The following is a 20,300-nucleotide window of genomic DNA, read 5'->3' as shown; positions in this document are numbered from 1 at the left end:
AACCCGAGAGGGGGCCGAACGCGGGACGGCTCGCTGGCGAGGTCGCGATACGGCGCGGCGCGACCGGCTCGGTCTCGAACGTATCGGTCGTGACCGACGGACCGGCATCACCGTTGTGCGTTCATGTGCCGGGAAGCGAGGTCGAGGCCGAGACGGGACGGTCGACGACCTCGGTCGCCGAAGACACAACGACTTAACACGTCCGACCGCGTTCGTCCGTCAGAGTCCATGTCAGAGCTTCCCGACGACTTCACGTGCACCATCACCAACTGGGAGTATATCTACGGTCGGTGTCGGGCCGTCGCGAACCAGGTCAAGCGCGCCGAGTACGAACCCGACGTCGTGGTCGCGCTCGCGCGCGGCGGCTGGTTCGCCGGGCGGTGTCTCTGTGATTTCCTCGGTCTCGACGACCTCACGAGCCTCAAGATGGAACACTACGTGGGAACCGCCCAGAAGACCGGGGAGCCGGAGATCCGCTATCCGATGCCCGAAGGGAGTGTCGAGGGCAAGGACGTCCTGATCATCGACGACATCGCCGACACGGGTGGGTCCATCGAGCGTGCTCACGAGTACGTCACCGACCGCGACCCCAACGCCGTCCGCACCGCGACGCTCCAGTTGCTGGGCACCAGCGAGTTCGAACCCGACTTCGTCGGCGAACGTCTCGACGAGTGGACCTGGGTGGTCTACCCCTGGAACTTCATCGAGGACATGGTCGACCTCGTGACCCGCGTGATGGGTGCGGAGCCGCGTTCGCTCGACGAGATCCGTCATCTCCTGGCCGAACACCACGAGATCGACCGGATCAGTATGGAGATCGCCCAACCGAACCGGATGGACGAGGTGCTGATCGAGATGGAGCGCCGTGGGGTGGTCGAAGCCGCCGGCGACGACGAGTGGCGGCTCGCGGAGGCCGCGGCATGATCGGCCTCATCGGCGGCAGCGGGATCTACGAGGCGCTCGACCTCGACAACGCCCACGACGAGCACATCGGGACGCCCTTCGGTTCCCCATCTAGCCCGATCACGATCGGCGAACTCGACGGCGAGGCGGTCGCCTTCCTCGCGCGCCACGGCCACGACCACCAGCACGCACCCTCGGAGGTCCCCTACCGCGCGAACCTCTACGCCCTGAAGGACCTGGGTGCCGAACGCGTGCTCTCGACCAACGCGGTCGGCAGCCTCCGCGAGGACCTCCCGCCGCAGAACCTCGTGGTTCCCGACCAGATCTTCGACCGCACGAAACACCGACAGAGCACCTTCTTCGACGAGCGGATGGTGGTCCACATGGGCTTCGCCGAGCCCTACTGCCCGCACATGAGCGAGCACCTCCTCGGGGCCGCCGACGACGTCCTCGACGACGGCGCACACGCGGGCGGGACCTACGTTTGCATCGAGGGCCCGCAGTTCTCGACGAAGGCCGAGAGCGAGTTCTACCGCGCCCAGGGCTGGGACATGGTCGGCATGACCACCGTCCCCGAGGCCAAACTCGCCCGCGAGGCCGAGCTCTGCTACGCCACCCTCGCCGGCGTCACGGACTACGACGTCTGGAAGGACGACAGCGAGGTGAGTCTGGAGGAGGTGCTCGAGAACGCCGAAGTCAACGAGGACAACATCAACGAGGTCGTTCGGGAGGCGATTGAGACGATGCCGGACGACCGCGACTGCGACTGCGAGCACGCCCTCGACGGCACGATCAACACCGCGAGCGAGGCGATCCCCGACGAGGTCCGCGATGGCGTCGACCTCTTCATCGGCGAGTACCTCGACTGAGCGAGCCGTTTGCGAGCGCAAGCCTTGCCCTCAGGACGGTCGGGGCCGTTTCACGTGATGTAATGGCCGATCCACTCGAAGGCAAGTCCGTCGGTATCGTCCTCGCACCCCGCGGCAGCGAGGAGGTCGAGTTCACCGAACCGAAGAGCGCCGTCGAGGACGCCGGCGGCAGCGTCGACGTGCTCGGCATCGAGACCGGCGAGGTCGAGACCGTCGAGGGCGACCTCGATCCGGCCGGCTCGTACGAGATCGAGAAGTCGTTCGACGAGGTCACAGTAGAAGACTACGACGGCCTCGTAATTCCTGGCGGAACCGTCGGCGCGGACACCCTCCGCGCGGACGATACGACTGTGGAGTTCGTCAACGACTTCTTCGAGACCGAGAAACCCCTCGCGGTGATCTGTCACGGCCCGTGGACCCTCGTGGAGGCCGACGTGGTCGACGGCCGGGAACTCACCTCCTACCACAGCCTCGAAACCGACATCCGAAATGCAGGCGGAAACTGGGTCGACGAGGAGGTCGTGGTGGACGAAGGTCTCGTGACCAGCCGCAACCCCGACGACCTGGAGGCGTTCTGTGACAAGGTCGTCGAGGAGATCGAAGAAGGCGAACACGAGGACCGCGAGACCGACGACGTCTAAGGGAGCGACCGACGACCGCCGATTTTTCGCGAACTATCGCTCCGTCAGGGTTCGATGACGGCCCGGAAGCGTGCCTCGCTGTTCATCATGCGTTCGTAGGCCTCCTCGGCCTCCTCGAGCGGGTAGGTCTCGACCATCGACTCCACGTCACGGAGCGCGCTGAATTCGAGAGTGTCCTGTGAGTCACGCGCGTCGCCGGAGGGCCACCCTGCGACGGATTGACGACTCGTGACGAGCGGCTGGACCGGCACCGAGAGGGGCTCGCCGGGAACCCCGACGGTGAGCAGCGTGCCGTCGACACCGAGGCCGCCCACGACCGACTCCATCGCGTCGGCGTGGGGCGCGGTCGCGAGCACGACCTTCGCGCCGCCGAGATCGGTGAGCGCCTCCGCGGGGTCCTCGGCCTCGCTGTCGACGTAGTGGTCCGCGCCGAGTTCGAAGGCGAGGTCGCGTTTGTCGGTGCCGCGCGAGACCGCGACGGTCTCGAAGCCGAACCGGCTGGCGTACTGCACACCCAGATGACCGAGGCCGCCGAGCCCCTGGACCGCGACGAGGTCGCCGGGTTCGGCGTCGGTGTTCCGCAGCGAGTTGAAGGTCGTGACGCCGGCGCAGAGCAGCGGTGCGGCCGCGGCGGCGTCGAGGTCCTCGGGCACCCGCGCGAGGGTCTCCTGGGGCGTGGTGAGGAACTCCGCGTAGCCGCCGTCGTGGTCGAAGCCCGTCACGTCGCCGTTCTCACACGCGATGAAGTCGCCGCGCCGGCAGGGCTCGCAGGTGAAGCAGTGACCGCCGTGCCAGCCGACGCCCACGCGGTCGCCCTCGGCGAAGCTCTCGACGCGCTCGCCCACCGCGTCGACGTGGCCGATCACTTCGTGGCCGGGGGTCCGCGGGTACTCGACGCCCGGCCACTGGCCCTCCTTCAGGAAGGCGTCGCTGTGACAGACCCCGCAGGCGTCGACCGCGACGCGAACCTCCTCGGGGCCCGGTTCGGGGACGTCGCGCTCGACCACCTCGAAGTCGGCCTCGGGTTCGGATACCTGTACGGCTCGCATCGAGTCCGATGTTTGACTCACAGTGGCGATCCGGCGCGGACGAGTTTAGGGATTCGTCCTGCGGTAACGGACGCGGGCGTCAACCCGACAGGCTACCGGCGTACGACTGGTCGCGTTCGACCACCGTCTCCGGCACGAAACGAACGAACGCGTACCGCTCGGCGACCTCGTCCAGATCCCGAAACATCTCGTCCCACGCCGATTCGTCGGGACCGAGGTACTGGGTGAGGAGCCGTTCGCCCCGGTCGCCGTCGAACGGTTCGACGCTCGCGCGGCCACGTAATCCGACGTGTTCGACCCGACCGGTTTCGGGGTCGAAATCGACGATCGAGACCGCGGTTCGCGGGTCCGCCTCGATCCGTTCGGGGAAGGTCTTGTTCGAGCGCGTCGCGATGATCCAGAGCGCGCCGTCCTCCCAGAGGAACCAGAGCGGAGAGACCCGTGGACCGTCCGACGATTCGGTTCCGAGGTGGCAGAAGAGCGGTCGAGCCAGAAAATCCTCTAGTTCGGCGTCCAGGGTGTCCTCGACGACCTCCATAGTCGCCCGAAACGCGGCCGGGTAATCGGCGTTTCGCCCCTTCGGTGGAGTCAGCCGGCCTTTTCGAGCGCCGCGAGATAATGAACCTCGTTCGTGTGCTCGACCTCGGCCACGCGCCAGTCGGTGTCCGCCGCCGCCTCGCGGAGTCGGTCGGGACCGAACAGCCTGAACAACAGCGTCTCGCCCACGGTCCCTTCGTACTCGAAGTGCATCACGCGGTAGGCGAGGCCGGGCGTCGGATCGGCGCGGTAGCCGAGCATCTCGCCGTCCTCGACGCGCTCGGGGTCGTAGCAGTCGAGCGTCGCCGTGGCGTCCGGCGTCGTGACGAACGCGAGGTCGCCGAGGAACTCCCGGAGCCCGTCCATCGAACCGGCGAGACCGAGCTGGGTTCCCCACGCGTACGCCGAGCGGAACCGGTCGCGGCCGAAGCTCTCGCGGAGCGCGAACATGTCGCCACGACGCGCGTCCTCGACTCCCCGCTCGCGCATGGTCTCCACGAGCGCGTCGCTGGTCTCGATGGCCACCGTCTCGACGCGGTCCTGGAAATACCGCGCGTCGCGCCCCACGCCCGCGCCCATGTCGAGCACCGGTCCGTCGACCCACGATTCGATGAACTTGCTCCGCTGGTTCGTCTCGTCGAACGTGCCGAAGTAGAACGCCTCGACCGGGTGTTCGCGTGCCCACTCGCCGTCGCGCTGGACCAGCGGTTCGTCCTGTTCGTCGTGATGGAAGTCGGCGAGCGCGCGCCCGAACGGGTCTGCCATTACACCTCACACCGGTAGGTCGATGGCAATAAACCCGCCACGAGATCCGATACCGACCCACGAACGACTGACGGCGACCGGATCGGATCAGTCGGCGACCGCTTCCTCGGAGGCCCCGGTCGCCGCCGGGTTCTGGACCCAGAGGTCGCCGAAGAGGTCGTCCTGTTCGAGCCGGACGTGACCCCGATGGGAGAGGAAGAGGAGTGCCAGGAACGTCTCGACGCGCGAGCCGCCCGCCAGCTCGACCTCGGTGTAGAGCACCTCGTCGCGGCCGGCGTCGTACTGCTTTCTGAGCACGCGCTGGACGTCGGCGATGGTGGTCTCGATGTCCTCGTGGTGGGCCGTACCCGTAACATCTGACTCGGTGGGTTCGTCGTCGACCCGGAGCCCGTCGTCGGAGTGATAGTCGAGGGTCTGGGTGCCACGCTGGAACCCCTTGGGCGAGCCGCTGGTGTCGTAGGTCCTGGACTCCTTCCACCACGAGTCGCGTTCGGCCTCCCGGAGATCTCTCACCAACTCGTCCAGGGTCTCGGGTGTCCCCCGCGCCTGCTTGCGGTCGAGCCGACGGTCCATCTCGGCTTCGAGCGAGGCTACCGGGTCGAAATCGAGGTCGTCCTCGCCGTCCGCCCGCTGTTCCTCCCAACCCTCCTCCCACGGTTCTATCTCCGCTTCGGGGTCGGGTTCGTCGTCGGACTCCAACAGCGCCTCGCTCTTCATCCGGAGCAGGACGCTGGCGTAGAACAGCGCCCGCCCGGAGGTCCTGAGGTCCGCGCTGTCGAGCCGTTCGAGGAAGGCGTCCGTCACCGAGACGACGTCGATGTCCCACGGCTCGATCTCGCCCTCCTCGGCCAGCCGGACGAGGAGTTCGACCGGCTCGACCTCGTCCTCGTCGGTGGCCCGCTCCGGCGGGGCGTCAATCATCCGCCGGGGCCTCCGCCGCCCCGAGGTCGATGCCCGTCACCGCGGAGACGTTGTCGCCCTGCATCGTCACGCCGATCGCCCGCTCGGAGCGTTCGAGCATCGCCGAGCGGTGACTCACGACGATGAACTGGGCGTCGCTGGCGAGTTCGTCCACCAACTCGCCGACGCGTTCGGCGTTCGCGGCGTCGAGGAAGGCGTCGACCTCGTCGAGCGCGTAGAATGGCGCGGGGTTGTGGCGCTGGATCGCGAAGATGAACGCGAGCGCCGTGAGCGACTTCTCGCCCCCGCTCATCGCGTCCAGCCGCTGGATGGGTTTGTCGCCCGGCTGGGCCTTCATCGTTAGCCCGCCCTCGAAGGGGTCCTCGGGGTCTTCGAGGTGGAGCGTCCCGGAGCCGGCCGAGAGCCGCTCGAAGATCGACTCGAACTGGTCGTTGATCGCCTCGTAGGACTCCATGAAGGTCGCCTTCTTCTGGGCCTCGTAGGAGTCGATCCGCTCCTCGATCCCGCCGCGCTCGTCGGTCAGGGTGGCCTTCTTGTCGGTGAGGTCGTCGAGGTCGTCCGCGACGGCGTCGTACTCGTCGATCGCGAGCATGTTCACCGGTTCGAGCTCCTCCATCTCGCCTTCGAGCCGACCGATCTCGCGTTCGACCTCGTCGTGGTCGGGGATCTCCTCGGGGTCGTACTCGCCGACGACGCTTTCGAGCTCGTCGATCTCCCAGCCGAGGCGCTCGCGGCGTTCCCGGCGGTCGTCGAGTTTCCCTTCGACCTCGTTCACCGCCTCGCGCTGCTCGTCGCGCGCCGCCGTGGCCTCCTTCAGTTCGGCCTTCAGCTCCGTCCGCTCGGCCTTGAGGTCCGCGAGCTCGTCCTCCAAGTCCTCGACGGCGGCTTCGCGTTCGTTGAGTTTCTCGTCCTGTTCTTCGATGGCGGTTTCGAGCTCGTCGATCCGTTCTTCGGCCTCGGCCTTCCGGTTCTGGGCGGTCTCGAGTTTGTCGTTGAGGTTCTCTATCGAACTCTCGGCGTACTGCTTTTCGAGCTGGAGCTGGTTCAGCTCGCCGTCGAGGTCGTCCATCCGCTCTTCGAGCTCGTCGATCGTCCCCTGGATCTCGTCGGCCTCGCTCGTGAGCTCCGGGATGTCCGAGTCCGCGAGCTCGCTCTCCAGCTCCTCGATATCCGCCTCGATGGTCGCGATCTCCTCGTCGTAGCCCGCGATCGCGGTCTCGAGTTCGTTCATCTCCGCGTCGACCGCCTCGCGGTCGTCCTCGATCTCCTCGATGTCGCTTTCGAGCGAGTCGATCCGGGACTCGATCTCCGCGCGCTCGCGCTCCTTGCGCTCGATCTCGCTCTCGATGTCCCGGACCTGGTCGGCCGCCGCCGACCGCCGGTCGCGGGCGTCGTCGAGCCGGCTCTCGATCTCCCGGACTTCCTCCTGGACGTCGCGTCGCTGCTCTTCGAGTTCGGTGATCCGGTCGGCCACCCGCTCGATCCGGCCCGCGCTGGACTCGAAGGAGTAGCGCGACCCGCTCTTCGACCCGCCGGTCATCGCGCCGCTCTTCTCCACCAGATCGCCGTCGGTCGTCACCAGCCGGTAGTCGCCCATCAGGTCCCGCGCGGTCGCCATGTCCTCGACCACCAGCGTGCTGCCGAGCACGTACGAGAAGATCCCGGCATATTCGTCGGGGAAGTCGACGAGGTTGTACGCGAAGTCGACGACTCCCTCGCGATTCGGCCGGTTCGGGAGCGACCGGCGCTGCATCTTCGTTATCGGCAGGAAGGTCGCCCGACCCGCGTTCCGGGACTTGAGGTGTTCGATCGCGCGCTGGCCGACCCCGTCGTCGCTCACCACGACGTTCGCGAGCCGCCCGCCCGCCGCGGTCTCACACGCCGTCGCGTACTCGCCCGCCACCCCGCCGAGCTGGGCCACGGTTCCGTGCACCCCGTCGAGCCCCGCGTTCAGCGCCGTCGAGACCGCCCGGCCGTACGACGATCCACTACTATCGTTTCGGGATTCGAGGGTCGCGTACTCCTCCTTCGCCGCCCGGAGCTCGTCCTCGACCTCGTCGAGGTCGTCCTTCCGCTCGCGCTTCTCCTCGGCGAGGTCCGAGACGACGCCCTCGATGTTCGCTTCGTTGCGTTCGGCCTTCTCGAGTTCGTCCTCGAGGTCCGAGATGGCCGCCTCGATCCCGGGGATCCCCTCGCGCGCGTCCTCGATCTCGGCCTCCTTCTCGCTCTGTTCGGTCGAGCGCCGCCGGGCTGCGTCGAGCAGTCGGTCCTGCTCGCGCTGTTTCTCGTTCTTCTCGCTCTTGGCGCGTTCGAGCGCCTCGCGCCGGTCGGCGAGGTCGGCCTTCACTTCGTCGTACTCGGTGTCCACCGACTCGATCTCGGCTTCGACCTCCGCGAGTTTCGCCTCCTCGTCCTCGATGTCCGCGGCGATCCCCGACTTCTCGACCTTGAGGCTCCGAATGTCGCGCTCGAACTCCTCGACGTCCTCCTGTTTCTTGTCGAGCTCGACGAACGCCTGCCGGCGCTCGGACTCGGCGTCCGCGATCCGCTCCTCGGTCGAGTCGATCCTGTCCTCCAGCCGGCTCTTCTCGCCCTTGATCTCCTCGATCTCGCGTTTGATCGCGAGCTGTTCGTCCTCGCCCTTCCGTTCGATCTCCTCGTTGAGGTCGTCGAGGTCGTCGTCGAGCCGGGCGACCTTGCCCTGTCGTTCGTCGAGTTCGGACTGGCGGTCGGCGAGGTCGTCCTCCAAATCCGCGATCCGCTCCTCGGTCTCGGCGAGCTGCGCCCGTTTCTCCTCGAGTTCGGCGGCCTTGCGGTAGGCCTCGTACTCCTCTTTGTCCTCGCGGAGCGACTGGTATTCGAGCGCGGTCTCGCGTTCGTCCTGGAGCTGGTCGAGTCGCTCCTCCTTCTCGGCGATCCGGAGTTCGGCCTCGTCGATCCGGTCCTCGACGACGTCGAGCTCCTCGAAGGCGTCCTCCTTCTTCGCGTCGAAGGCCGCCACGCCCGCGATCTCGTCGATTATCTCGCGGCGCTCGCCCGCGGTCATGCTGATGATCCCCGTGACGTCGCCCTGCATCACGACGTTGTAGCCTTCGGGCGTGATGCCGGCCTGCGCGAGGAGGTCCTGGATGTCCGAGAGGTTCACCGAGCGACCGTTGAGGTAGTAGTAGGAGTAGTAGTTGTCGTCGGTCTGTTTGACCCGGCGTTTGATGGTGATCTCTTCGATGTCACCGACATTGTCGGTGCCGGCGGCGCTTTCGATCTCGGCTCGTGTGAGGGTCGTCTCGGCGTTGTCGAGCACGACCTCGACGCTGGCCTCGCGCGTGCCGCTCGGGTCCTGCCCGTCGTCGTGACTCGGGTTGTAGATCAGGTCCGTGAGCTTCTGGGCCCGGATGCCGCGGGTGCGTGCGAGCCCGAGACAGAAGAGGACCGCGTCGATGATGTTCGACTTCCCCGAGCCGTTCGGGCCGCTCACGGTCGTGAAGTCCTCGTAGAACGGGAGTCGTGTCTTCCGGCCGAAACTCTTGAAGTTCTCTAAGACGAGCGTTTTGATGTGCATGGGGTGCTCGCGGGGGTGGCCTACGCCACGATGATGTCGTCCGCCTCCGGCGGTTCGGTGTCCTGAGTCTCGTGCTCCGTGGGGTTAGCTTCTTCGCTCGACTCGTTCGTCTCGCTCGACCCGCCGTCCGTGACGCTCCCGACGCCGGCCTCGATGTACTCGTCGGTCGAGTCGTCCTCGATCTCGGCGAGCCGGGCCTTCGTCTGCATCAGCTCCTCGGTGAGACCGCTCACGGAGGCTTCGAGCTCTTCGACCCGCGATTCGAGCTTCTCGACGCGATTGCCGCTCATGGTGTCACCGGTCATTCCACGGATATAAACGTGCGTCAGACACTATTTGGGAAGTTGACATCTCGTGCGTGAGCCCGGTCGGGTCGCCGGTCCCGGTACGTTTTAGCGGCCGCGGACGAACTGGCTTCCAATGACTGCACAAGCCGTCGAGGCGCGCGAGTACAGCGTCGTGATCGGCCTCGAGGTTCACGTCCAGCTCGAAACGGAGAGCAAGATCTTCTGTGGCTGCAGCACCGACTTCGAGGACAGCGAGCCGAACTCACACACCTGTCCGACCTGCCTCGGGCTGCCCGGCGCGCTGCCCGTCCTCAACGAGGCCGCCGTCGAGGGGGCGCTCAAACTCGCCGCCGCCATCGACGCCGACGTGCCGGAAGAAACCCGCTTTCATCGGAAGAACTACTACTACCCCGATCTCCCGAAGAACTTCCAGATCACCCAGTACGACCGGCCGCTCTGTCGGGACGGCGAACTCACCGTCACCGTCGCGGACGACGAACGCACCATCGCCATCGAGCGCGCTCACCTCGAAGAGGACCCGGGGAGCCTCCAGCACGCCGGCGGCGGCATCGACACCGCCGACTACACCCGCGTCGACTACAACCGCGCCGGGGTCCCCCTGATGGAGATCGTCACCGAACCCGACTTCCGGAGCCCGGACGAGGTCCGGGCCTTCCTCGCCAAACTCACGGAGGTCCTCGAGTACCTCGGGGTCTTCGACAGCTCGCGCGACGGCTCGCTCCGGATCGACGCCAACATCTCGCTGGTGCCCGACGAGGAGGTCGCAGCCGACGGCACCATCGGGGCGGAGGCACTCGCGACGGCGAACCGAACGGAGGTCAAGAACATCTCTAGCCACCGAGGGGCGGAGAAGGCGCTGGCCTACGAGACGAGCCGGCAGAAGAACGCGCTCCAGCGTGGGCAGACCGTAGAACAGGAGACCCGCCACTGGGACGAGGGCAAAGGGGTCACGCTCTCGATGCGTTCGAAGGAGGAGGAGAAGGACTACCGCTACTTCGCCGAAGCCGACCTGCCCGTGCTCCGGGTCTCGGAGTGGGCCGAGGAGGTCGAGATCCCGGAATTGCCCGACGCCCGCCGCGAGCGATTTAGCGAGGAGTACGGCCTCTCGTCGGCGGAAGCCCGAAAGCTCACCTCCACCCGGGAGGTGGCGGACTTCTACGAGCGCGTGGCCGACCGCTTCGACCCCGACGTGGCGGCCTCGTGGGTCGCCGACACCCTCCTGGGAGAACTCAACTACCGCGACATGGCCGTCACGGACATCGAGGACCGGCTCGACGAGTTCCTCCATCTGATCGAACTCGCCGAGGAGGACGAGATCACCGAGAAGAACGCCGAGGAAGTGGTCCTCAGGGCGATGCTCGACGACGGCGACGGCCCGGACGAGGTCGTCGAGCGCGAGGGGCTCGGCACGACCGGGGAAGACGAGGTGGCGGCGGCGGTTTCGACGGCGGTCGAGGAGAACCCGGACGCGGTCGAGGACTACGAGAACGGCGAGGACGGCGCGCTCAACTTCCTCGTAGGCCAGGTGATGCAGGCCACGGGCGGGAGCGCCGACCCTGGGACCGTGAACCAGGCGCTTCGAGCCGAACTCGACGGCTGACGGTACACGTCTCGTGTATGTGCGGACGCGCTCGGGCGGTTTCCCGAAAGGTTTAGTTATCGTATCGGTCTATCGTCCCCCAATGATCGACGGGGGAGCCGCACGATGGAGCTGATAATCACCGAGAAGGAGACCGCGGCGCGCAACATCGCCGAAATCCTGAGCGGCGGCGGCGCGGACGTCGAGCGCCGCAACGGGGTCAACGTCTACAAGTGGGGTGGTCGGCGGTGTGTGGGCCTCTCGGGCCACGTGGTCGAGAACGACTTCCCGCCGGAGTATTCGAACTGGCGCGACGTCCAGCCCGTGGAACTCATCGACGCCGACGTGGTGGTCGAACCCCACGAGAGCCGCGAGAACATCGTTCGAACCCTTCGCCTGCTCGCCCGCGACGCCGACAGCGTCGTGATCGCGACCGACTACGACCGCGAGGGCGAACTCATCGGCAAGGAGGCCCACGACCTCGTTCGGGAGGTCTCGGACGCGCCGGTCAAGCGCGCCCGATTCTCCTCGTTCGCCGAGCGCGAGGTCACGGAGGCCTTCTCGAACCTCGAGGACCTCGACTTCGACCTCGCGGCCGCCGGCGAAGCCCGTCAGGAGATCGACCTCGTGTGGGGTGCGGCGCTCACCCGATTCCTCTCGCTGGCGGCGAAACAGCGCGGCGAGGACTTCATCAGCGTCGGCCGGGTCCAGTCCCCGACTCTCAAACTCATCGTCGACCGCGAGCGCGAGATCGAGGCGTTCGACCCCGAGACCTACTGGGAGCTCTTCGCCGACCTCACGAAGGACAGTGAGGCGTTCGAGGTCCAGTACTTCGACGCGAACGAGGGTCGCGGCACGGACAGAGTCTGGGACGAAGCGCTCGCCGAATCGGTGTACGAGGCGCTGCAGGAGACGAGCACGGCGACCGTCGAGAAGGTCTCCCGACGGACCCGAACCGACGACCCACCCAACCCGTTCAACACCACCCAGTACATCCGGGCGGCGGGGTCCCTGGGCTACTCCGCGAGCCGCGCGATGAGCTTCGCCGAGGAGCTCTACACCTCGGGCTACATCACCTACCCGCGGACGGACAACACCGTCTACCCGGAGGACCTCGACATCGAGGACCTCCTCGATGATCTCTCCGCTCACCGCGAGTTCGGCGAGGACGCGGAGGAGTTGCTCGACGGCGACTGCACGCCCACCGAGGGCGACGAGGAGACCACCGACCACCCGCCGATTCACCCGACGGGCGAGCTTCCAGCAGGGTCGGCGCTCGGCGACGACGAACGCGAGATCTACGAACTCGTCGTGCGGCGGTTCCTCGCCACGGTGGCCGACCCGGCCGAGTGGGAGCACCTCCAGGTCACGGCCCGCGTCGGCGAGCACAGCCTGAAGGCCAACGGCAAGCGCCTGGTCGAACCCGGCTACCACGCGGTCTACCCCTATTTCAACACCAGCGAGAACCACGTCCCGGACCTCGACGAGGGCGAGGAACTCCCAGTAGAAGACGTCCGTCTCGACGAGAAGGAGACCCAGCCGCCCCGCCGACGCGGCCAGTCCAGACTCATCGAGCGGATGGAGGAGATGGGCATCGGGACGAAGGCCACCCGCCACAACACCATCGAGAAGCTCTACGACCGGGGGTACATCGAGAGCGACCCGCCACGGCCGACCCGGCTCGCGCGCGCGGTGGTGGACGCCGGCGAGCAGTACGCCGACCTCGTCGTGAGCGAGGAGATGACGAGTCAGCTAGAGCGGGATATGGCCGCCATCGCCGATGGCGAGATCAGTCTGGACGACGTCACCGAGGAGTCCCGCGAGATGCTGTCGGCCGTCTTCGACGAGCTCCACGCCTCGCGCGAGGAACTCGGCGCGGACCTCCGGAAGTCCCTGAAGGAGGACAAGACCCTCGGGCCGTGTCCCGAGTGTGGGGCCGACCTCCTCGTTCGACAGAGCCGCTACGGCTCGCACTTCGTGGGCTGTGACGGCTATCCCGACTGCGAGTTCACCCTCCCGCTCCCGTCGTCCGGCAAACCCCTCATCCTCGACGAGACCTGCGACGAGCACGACCTCCGGAAGGTCAAGATCCTCGACGGCCGGAGCACGTTCGTTCACGGCTGTCCGCTGTGTGCCGCCGAGGAGGCCGACGCCGAGGCGGACGTGGTCATAGGCGACTGTCCCGACTGCGGCGAGGAACACGGTGGCGAGCTCGCGATCAAGACCCTTCGGACTGGTTCGCGGCTCGTCGGCTGTACCCGGTATCCCGACTGCGACTACTCGTTGCCCCTGCCGCGCCGCGGCGAGATCGAGGTCACCGACGAGCGCTGCGACGAACACGACCTCCCCGAGCTCGTCGTCCACAGTGGCGACGAACCCTGGGAGCTCGGCTGTCCGATCTGTAACTACCGCGACTACCAAGAACGCCAGTCGGTCGGCGATCTCGTCGACATCGACGGCGTGGGCGAGAAGACCGTCGAGAAGCTCGCGGCGGTGGGCATCGAGACCCTCGACGACCTCCGCGAGCGCGAGGCCGACACCGTGGCCGCCGAGGTCCAGGGCGTGAGCGCCGACAGCGTCCGAACCTGGCAGGCGAAGGCCGACTGAACTCTTCGAATCGTTTCGGGGATCGAAGGCGTTTAGGTAGCGCTCGGACGTGGAAGGGGTATGACTGGGCCGTGGGACGAGTGGAACCACATCGTGAAGATCGACCCCGACAAGGACCTCGTCGACGGCGAGACCTACGACGACGTCTGTGAGACCGGCACGGACGCCATCGAGATCGGCGGCACGACGGGCATCACCGAGGAGAAAATGGAGGCGGTGATCGACGCGTGCGCCGCCCACGACGTCCCGCTCTACGTCGAACCGGGGATCTCGGCGACCGTCGTTCACTCCGAGGACCTCTCGGGCTACCTCGTCCCGATCGTGTTCAACGCCGGCGACATCGCGTGGATGACCGGCGCGCACAAGGAGTGGGTCCGGATGGACTCGGACATCGACTGGGACCGGACCGGGACCGAGGCGTACATCGTGCTCAACCCCGAGTCCTCGGTGGCGGAGTACACCCAGGCGAACTGCGACCTCGACGCCGAGGAGGTCGCGGCCTACGCCACGGTCGCCGAGCGGATGTTCGGCCAGGAGATAATCTACGTCGAGTACTCGGGTACCTACGGCGACCCCGATATCGTCGCGAGCGCGGCCGACGCGCTGGACTCGGCCACCCTGTTCTACGGCGGCGGCGTCCACGACTACGAGACGGCCCACGAGATGGGGACCCACGCCGACACGGTGATCGTGGGCGACCTCGTCCACGACGCGGGCTGTGACGCCGTTCGCGAGACGGTTCGGGGCGCGAACGACGCGGCCTGACGCGGTCATCACGCGGAACGTTTTCTCGCTCGCCGCCGGATCGGTGGTGAGATGGTCGAGCGAAGACCGCACGAACGCCCGCCCGAAGAACGCGAGGAAACCCATCATCTCGATCGGCGCCGCGTCGACGGTCGCACTGCGCTCCGAAGCGACGCTGCCAGAATCGCAATGGACTACGCCACGGCGGTGACTGTTGCGGTCGATCCCGAGCGTGACGAACCGCCAACCGACCCTCGCTTCGAACGGGTCGACGACCGGGCTTCGTGGACGACGGAACCGATCGCGGGCGAACGCTACCGAATCCCGCTTCCCAAGGGCCGATCAGCAGTGGAATCGCTGCTCGATACAGAACTTCCACGGTGGGGACTGGTGATTCACACTGACGAGACGTAGCTCTACCGGACTGGAGGTAGCGTGAACGTCTCGGCCGCCGATGCGGGTTACGAACGCGACCTTCGGACCCTCGCCGACAAGCGCAGCGCGCTCCTCGTCCCGGTCGCCACGCTCGGCCGCTGGACCGATGGCGAACAGTGGTACGAAGTCACCGAAGGAGTGCTCTACGTCTATCCTGAGGACATCGCGGAGACATCGTGGGAGGAACGGCGCTTTTTCAGGACACACGCTGGCTTCGACATCCTCGGGCTTCGACGTATCCGCGCTGACAGCGCCACGATGACGATCGAACTCTCGTGGGCGGACATCGAAAACGAGTCGCGGTTCGTGCGAGCGGTCGGGACGATCGTCGGCGCGCTCGGTGCCGTTCTTCGCGTTCCGGATGCACCGACCACGATGGTGTTCGGGTCCCGCGAGGAGTTCGAAACCGCGCTCGGTGTGCTTTCGCGAGCCGTCGGCGAGTCCTTGAACCATCGCTCAAGCGATGTGAGCGACGCGACCTGAACGGACACGAACACCGTCGAACGACCGGGTCCGGCGTTACTCGTTTTCGTCCGTATCCGAGGTTTCCGTCGGGTCGCTCGTCTCGTCGAACCAGTGGAGCGGACAGGTGTACTCGTTGTGGACGAGCTCCTCCTCGACGATCTCGAGCCCGAGCGCCGAGAGGTCCCGGCCGATCCGGCTCAGGTCGTCGCCGTTCCGACCGACCGCGACGACGTGGACGTTCTCCTCGCCGGTCATGAGTTCGCGCGCCGAGACCACCCCCGGAACCGTGAGCGCCTCGCGCGCGAGCCGTTCGCGTTCGGGTATCGGTGCGGTGCAGAAGATCAGGGTAAACAGCTGATAGCCCGCCACCTCGTAGTCGACGTCGAGGTGGCTCCCCCGGATCACGCCGTCGGCTTCGAGGCTCGCGATCCGGTTGCGAACCGTGCTCGGCGAGACGCCGTAGTCGGTGGCGATCTGGGCGGCGGAGGTGCTCCGGGCATCGCCCTGGAGTCGATAGATGATGTACCGGTCCATCTCGTCGAGTTCACGGGACGGCATACGACCGGTAGGCGGCCGCGGCCGGGAAAGGGTTTGTCGTTGGTCGCGAACGCTACAGCAGCCAGCGTTCGAGCACCTGCCGTACCCGCCCGGTGGGTGTCGCCCCCCGCGGCCGAACCACGAGCACCGGCCGGTCGGTATCGGCGACGAGCGAACGGTTCCCGGCCGCGACGACGAACACGTCGGTGTCGGCATCGGGTCGCCCGCCGTCCGTCCGGACGAAGCCGGTTCGAACCGGTGCCGAACAGACCTCGGCGATCGCCTCGTGGTAGTCGGTGAGCGCCCGCTGGCGCGCGTCGTTGGGTCGGTCGTCGACGGCGTACTCGAAGCGGACCGTCGCGCCGTGTGCCATCGCGACCGCGTCGGCGACCGCCACCTTCATCGGGTCGTACGGACCCTCGTCCGTGAGCACGGTCACGGTTTCGATGTCCCTGAACCCGTTCTCCGGGTCGTCCACGACGACCGCCTCACAGTCGGTGTGGGCGAGCACCCAGTCGGCGTCGGAGTCGAACACCCGGTCGCGGAGCCCCCGCGAGCGATAGCCGAGCACCAGCACGTCGGGGTCGCGGTCGGTGACGGCGTTCGCGACCGCGTGACGGGTGTCGTGGCTCACGGTCTCGTGGGCCCGGACCGGCACGTCGAAGTCGGTTTCGAGCGCCTCGATACGGTCCTCGAATGCGAGATCCCCCTCCGAGGGGTCGGTGGCCGCGGGCAGCGGCACCTGGTCGGCCACCTCGTCGAACCGGACCACCGTCACCGAACCGTCCTGCACGCGCGCGAGGTCGGCCGCGACCCCGATCAGTCCCCGCTCGTGGGCCGGGTCGGTCGTCTCGGGAACCGCGACCATCGCCTCGTAGCCCCCGGCCGGCGCGATCGCGTTCCGGGTGCGTACGACGCTCCGGCGACCGATCTCGCGGCGCACGGCGTCGACGGCCGCCCCCTCGCGGTCGACGCGACGGCGGCCGTAGCCGAGGTACCACGCCACGCCCGCGAGCGTGATGACCACCGAGCCGACCAGCGGAACCGTCCCCATCTGTGTCAACAGCGCGAGTCCGCCGACGACGCCCGCGATCTGCACCCACGGGTAGAGCGGCGAGCGGAAGGTGGGTTCGTAGGGTTTGGAGCCGCGGCGGAACGCGATCAGCGCGACGTTCACCAGCACGAAGACGAGGATCTGGAACGCGCTCGCGAGTTTGGCGATGTCCTGGATCGGCACGAACGCGATCAGGAGGAGCAGGACGACCCCCGTGACCGTGATCGAGTTGCTCGGGGTGTTGAACCGCTCGCTGATCTCGCCCAGCGAGGGCGGTGCGAGCTTGTCGCGGCTCATCGCGAGCGGGTAGCGCGACGACGAGAGCACGCCCGCGTTGGCCGTGCTCACGAGCGCGAGCAGCGCCGCGACCACGACCGCGAGAACCCCTATCGGCCCGAGCGCGACGTCCGCGGCGAGCGCCATCGGCGCGTTCGTGTCCCCGAGCGTGCTGGGGTCGGTGACGCCGAGCAGCACGAACACGATCAGAACGTAGAGAACGGTGGTGAACGCGAGCGAGCCGAGGATCCCGAGCGGGACGTTCCGTCCGGGGTTCTCGATCTCCTCGGCGACGCTCGCGACCTTCGTCACGCCCGCGTAGGAGACGAACACGAGTCCCGTGGCTTCGAGGATCCCGCCCGTCCCGCTGGCGAAGAAGCCCTCGTAGTTGGTGAGCGAGACCGACGGCAGGCCGCCGAGCGCGAACCAGCCGAGCGCGACCAACATTACGCCGACGATGACGACCTGGAGCTGGCCGGTCTGTTTCGCGCCGAGCACGTTGATGCCGACGAGGATCGTCGCGAGCGTCAGCGCGAGCGGCGTCGTGATCCACTGGGGGACCTCGAAGAGGTAGAGCAGGTAGGGGACGCCGCCGACGAGCGCGAGCGCGCCCTTGAACGACAGCGCGAACCAGGTGCCGAGCCCCGCGACGGTCCCGAGCAGCGGGCCCATCCCGCGCTCGATGAAGAGGTAGGTCCCGCCGGATTCGGGCATCGCGGTCGCCATCTCGGACTTCGAGAGCGCCGCCGGCACCACCAGCAGGCCGGCGATGAGGTACGCGAGCACGACGGCCGGGCCGGCGATGTCCACCGCGAGGGCGGGCAGGATGAAGATCCCGCTCCCGATCATCGCGCCGATGCTGATCGCGAGCACCGACGGCAGACCGAGGTCGCGTTCGAGCCCCTTCGTCATCCGCTCGGCCTCACACGTCCGCCGTCCGACCGAAGCCGCTCGCGGTCGTCGGTTCGGGAGGGTTCGTCCGTCTCGTGCGGCTCGACCGTGGTCTCGGTCGTACCGCTCCGGACCCCAACTCGCGGCTCACGTCGGCGCGCGTCGAGCACGCCGGTCAGCGTGCTCGTGGCACAGACCGGCTCGATCCCGGCCCCCGCGAACGCGTCGAGGTTCGCCGGGTCGTTCACCAACCCGACCACGCGTTCGACGCCCCTGAGACGGAGGAACTGTCCGACCAGGAGGTTGTGGCCGTCCTCGGGCGAGACCACCAGCCCGAGGTCGGCGCGTTCGATGCCGTCCCCGTCGAACACGCCGGCCCGGCCGCTGTCCACCGTCCGGGCGTCGACCCCCGCATCGCTCGCCCGCTCGACCGCGTGCTCGTTCCCGTCGAGGAAGATCACCCGGCCGGCGTCGTCGACGATTCGCGACGCGAGCGCGCCGCCGATGGGTCCACCCCTGTCGACCACGACGACGACCGCTACCATGTTGAATCGTTTTCCATACTGTCCTATGGAAACGAATCGTGATAAGAAATACGGTTATTCTGCGTTTTCAGCAGAATATGTGTGTTCGACCGTGGAGGATGGTCCGGATGACTCGCGACGCTATCGGTCGGAACACCACCATCGGCCGAAAACATACGATCGGATATATTCACGAAAGATTAAATAATTGGATGAAATCGCCGGGACAGTATGGAAAGAGTCATACCCGACAGGATCGCCGACCATCGTACCGATGAGGTTGAAACTGTCTACCACGGAGGTACGGTGTGGCGAATGACGAACCGGGGTCCGGGGTGTGGGAGCCGATCCGCACCGTCGGTCGGTGGTCGATACACCTGCGGACGCACCTCACGGTGCTGGCGATCGTCGTCGTGTCCGAACTGATCGGGAGCCACCAGTTCGGCGTCGGGCCGGGTCAGGTGGTGTTGCTCCCGCTGCTGTACGCGGTCGTCATCGGGATCCTCGTCAGCTACAGCGTGCTCGGTCGGTATCTCCAGCCCCTCCGGGCGGTCGTCTCGAAGGACGTCAGCGAGGTCAGCGCCCCGCTGCTGACGGTCGCGTTGATGCCGCTGGCGGTCAAGTACGGGACGCAGGTCGGTCCGGAGTTCAACAATCTGGTCAGTGCGGGTCCGGCGTTCCTGCTCCAGGAGCTCGGGAACCTCGGGACGATCTTCGTCGCGCTGCCGGTCGCGCTGTTGCTCGGTCTGCGGCGGGAGGCGATCGGCGGCGCGGTGAGCATCGCCCGCGAGGCGACCTTCGCCGTCGTCACCGAGCGCTACGGGATCGAATCGCCCGAGGGCCGGGGTGTCATCGGCGTCTACCTCACGGGAACCGTCTTCGGGACCATCTTCTTCGGGCTGCTCGGCGGGCTCGCGCCGATCACGGGTCTCCACCCGCTGGCGCTCTCGATGGCCTGCGGGATGGGGAGTGCGAGCATGATGACCGCGTGTTCGAGTTCGCTCGCGGAGGCGGTGAGCGGGGTGTCGGCCGAGCGGCTCCTCGCGTTCGCCGCGACGAGCAACCTCCTCACGGCGCTCACCGGGATCTACGTCCTGATCTTCGTCTCCCTCCCGCTGATCAACCGGCTGTACGCCTTCGCACGGCCGCTCGTCGGAGGTGAGGACGCGTGACGCTCGAATCGCCGGCCTTCGAGGCCAACATCGCGAAGATGCTCGTGGTCATCGGCGTCGTGACCGTCGTCGGGAACGCCATCGGCTACGGGATCAGCCCCGTCGAGGCCGCCCCCGGCATGGCGCTCATCGCCGTCATCGGCTTCGTCTCCCTGCTCTTGGGGCGGCACGTCCCGCTCGAATTCCCCGCGTTCGCGTACGCGACGGTGATCGGGCTGGTGCTCTCGCTCCCGTTCTCACCGGTTCAAGAACTCGTGCTCTCGCTGACGGACCCGGTTCAGTTCCTCGCGACCACGACCCCGATCCTCGCCTACGCCGGGCTCTCCATCGGGCTCCAGGTGACGAGCATGAAACGAATGAGCTGGAAGATCGTGGTCGTGGCCATCTGTGCGTTCACGGGCACGTTCGTCGGCTCCGCGTTGATCGCCCAGGCCATCCTGAGCTACCAAGGACTCATCTGATAT

At 67.1% G+C, this 20,300-nt stretch carries 19 protein-coding genes; 10 read left to right on the top strand and 9 right to left on the bottom strand.

Annotation, left to right across the window (positions count from 1 at the left end; translation table 11 throughout):
• Positions 1-228 precede the first annotated feature (228 nt).
• The 3 genes from GT355_RS12250 (at position 229) to GT355_RS12240 (ending at position 2,413) form a co-directional block, all read left to right on the top strand.
• The gene (locus GT355_RS12250) at positions 229-924 is read left to right on the top strand and encodes a phosphoribosyltransferase (protein ID WP_160134894.1); all 696 of its coding nucleotides are present in this window, start codon (positions 229-231) and stop codon (positions 922-924) included.
• Positions 921-1,772, top strand: coding sequence for an S-methyl-5'-thioadenosine phosphorylase (gene mtnP / locus GT355_RS12245; protein ID WP_160134893.1), 852 nt, complete (start codon positions 921-923; stop codon positions 1,770-1,772). The genes GT355_RS12250 and mtnP overlap by 4 nt, the downstream gene beginning before the upstream one ends.
• 62 nt (positions 1,773-1,834) lie before the next feature.
• Positions 1,835-2,413 (top strand): type 1 glutamine amidotransferase domain-containing protein, encoded by a 579-nt coding sequence (locus tag GT355_RS12240; protein ID WP_160134892.1) that lies wholly within the window; start codon positions 1,835-1,837, stop codon positions 2,411-2,413.
• A gap of 44 nt (positions 2,414-2,457) precedes the next feature.
• Here the strand turns inward: GT355_RS12240 and GT355_RS12235 are convergent, their stop codons facing one another.
• The 6 genes from GT355_RS12235 to GT355_RS12210 all read right to left on the bottom strand — a co-directional run bounded on the left by GT355_RS12235 (position 2,458) and on the right by GT355_RS12210 (position 9,534).
• Complete coding sequence (locus GT355_RS12235) at positions 2,458-3,462, bottom strand: alcohol dehydrogenase (protein WP_160134958.1); 1,005 nt, start codon at positions 3,460-3,462, stop codon at positions 2,458-2,460.
• A 79-nt stretch (positions 3,463-3,541) separates the two neighbouring features.
• Positions 3,542-4,000: a pyridoxamine 5'-phosphate oxidase family protein gene (locus tag GT355_RS12230; protein WP_160134891.1), complete on the bottom strand. Its 459-nt coding sequence runs from the start codon at positions 3,998-4,000 to the stop codon at positions 3,542-3,544.
• Between the two features lie 50 nt (positions 4,001-4,050).
• On the bottom strand, positions 4,051-4,764 hold the full coding sequence (locus GT355_RS12225) for a class I SAM-dependent methyltransferase (RefSeq protein ID WP_160134890.1): 714 nt from the start codon (positions 4,762-4,764) through the stop codon (positions 4,051-4,053).
• A gap of 87 nt (positions 4,765-4,851) precedes the next feature.
• Positions 4,852-5,685, bottom strand: a complete 834-nt coding sequence (locus GT355_RS12220; RefSeq protein ID WP_160134889.1) for a segregation/condensation protein A — start codon at positions 5,683-5,685, stop codon at positions 4,852-4,854.
• The gene (gene smc / locus GT355_RS12215; protein ID WP_160134888.1) at positions 5,678-9,244 is read right to left on the bottom strand and encodes a chromosome segregation protein SMC; all 3,567 of its coding nucleotides are present in this window, start codon (positions 9,242-9,244) and stop codon (positions 5,678-5,680) included. Before smc ends, GT355_RS12220 begins: the two co-directional genes overlap by 8 nt.
• 20 nt (positions 9,245-9,264) lie before the next feature.
• The gene (locus tag GT355_RS12210) at positions 9,265-9,534 is read right to left on the bottom strand and encodes a DUF7518 family protein (RefSeq protein WP_192928012.1); all 270 of its coding nucleotides are present in this window, start codon (positions 9,532-9,534) and stop codon (positions 9,265-9,267) included.
• Between the two features lie 130 nt (positions 9,535-9,664).
• Here GT355_RS12210 and gatB point away from each other — a divergent pair, with 130 nt between their 5' ends.
• The 5 genes from gatB (at position 9,665) to GT355_RS12185 (ending at position 15,400) form a co-directional block, all read left to right on the top strand.
• Positions 9,665-11,152, top strand: coding sequence for an Asp-tRNA(Asn)/Glu-tRNA(Gln) amidotransferase subunit GatB (gene gatB / locus GT355_RS12205; RefSeq protein WP_160134886.1), 1,488 nt, complete (start codon positions 9,665-9,667; stop codon positions 11,150-11,152).
• Between the two features lie 105 nt (positions 11,153-11,257).
• Positions 11,258-13,738 (top strand): DNA topoisomerase I, encoded by a 2,481-nt coding sequence (locus tag GT355_RS12200; protein WP_160134885.1) that lies wholly within the window; start codon positions 11,258-11,260, stop codon positions 13,736-13,738.
• Positions 13,739-13,798: 60 nt separating this feature from the next.
• Positions 13,799-14,503, top strand: coding sequence for a phosphoglycerol geranylgeranyltransferase (locus GT355_RS12195; protein ID WP_160134884.1), 705 nt, complete (start codon positions 13,799-13,801; stop codon positions 14,501-14,503).
• 51 nt (positions 14,504-14,554) lie between these two features.
• Positions 14,555-14,896, top strand: a complete 342-nt coding sequence (locus GT355_RS12190; RefSeq protein ID WP_160134883.1) for a hypothetical protein — start codon at positions 14,555-14,557, stop codon at positions 14,894-14,896.
• 21 nt (positions 14,897-14,917) lie between these two features.
• Positions 14,918-15,400, top strand: a complete 483-nt coding sequence (locus GT355_RS12185) for a hypothetical protein (protein ID WP_160134882.1) — start codon at positions 14,918-14,920, stop codon at positions 15,398-15,400.
• A gap of 36 nt (positions 15,401-15,436) precedes the next feature.
• Here the strand turns inward: GT355_RS12185 and GT355_RS12180 are convergent, their stop codons facing one another.
• The 3 genes from GT355_RS12180 to GT355_RS12170 are packed head-to-tail and all read right to left on the bottom strand — an operon-like array spanning position 15,437 to position 18,685.
• On the bottom strand, positions 15,437-15,940 hold the full coding sequence (locus GT355_RS12180; RefSeq protein WP_160134881.1) for an Lrp/AsnC family transcriptional regulator: 504 nt from the start codon (positions 15,938-15,940) through the stop codon (positions 15,437-15,439).
• Positions 15,941-15,992: 52 nt separating this feature from the next.
• Positions 15,993-18,161, bottom strand: a complete 2,169-nt coding sequence (locus tag GT355_RS12175) for an amino acid permease (protein WP_160134880.1) — start codon at positions 18,159-18,161, stop codon at positions 15,993-15,995.
• Positions 18,158-18,685 (bottom strand): NAD-binding protein, encoded by a 528-nt coding sequence (locus GT355_RS12170; RefSeq protein ID WP_160134879.1) that lies wholly within the window; start codon positions 18,683-18,685, stop codon positions 18,158-18,160. Before GT355_RS12170 ends, GT355_RS12175 begins: the two co-directional genes overlap by 4 nt.
• 287 nt (positions 18,686-18,972) lie before the next feature.
• Between GT355_RS12170 and GT355_RS12165 the strand changes: the two genes are divergently transcribed.
• Together GT355_RS12165 and GT355_RS12160 are read left to right on the top strand one after the other, a co-directional pair.
• Positions 18,973-19,836, top strand: a complete 864-nt coding sequence (locus GT355_RS12165) for a DUF3100 domain-containing protein (RefSeq protein WP_240145805.1) — start codon at positions 18,973-18,975, stop codon at positions 19,834-19,836.
• On the top strand, positions 19,833-20,297 hold the full coding sequence (locus GT355_RS12160; RefSeq protein ID WP_240145804.1) for a hypothetical protein: 465 nt from the start codon (positions 19,833-19,835) through the stop codon (positions 20,295-20,297). Before GT355_RS12165 ends, GT355_RS12160 begins: the two co-directional genes overlap by 4 nt.
• Positions 20,298-20,300: the final 3 nt, after the last annotated feature.

Source organism: Halococcus salsus (assembly GCF_009900715.1).
In the GTDB taxonomy this organism is placed as follows: domain Archaea; phylum Halobacteriota; class Halobacteria; order Halobacteriales; family Halococcaceae; genus Halococcus; species Halococcus salsus.
Note: the sequence above shows the minus strand (reverse complement) of the source record. Positions and strands in the feature narration are given on the sequence as shown.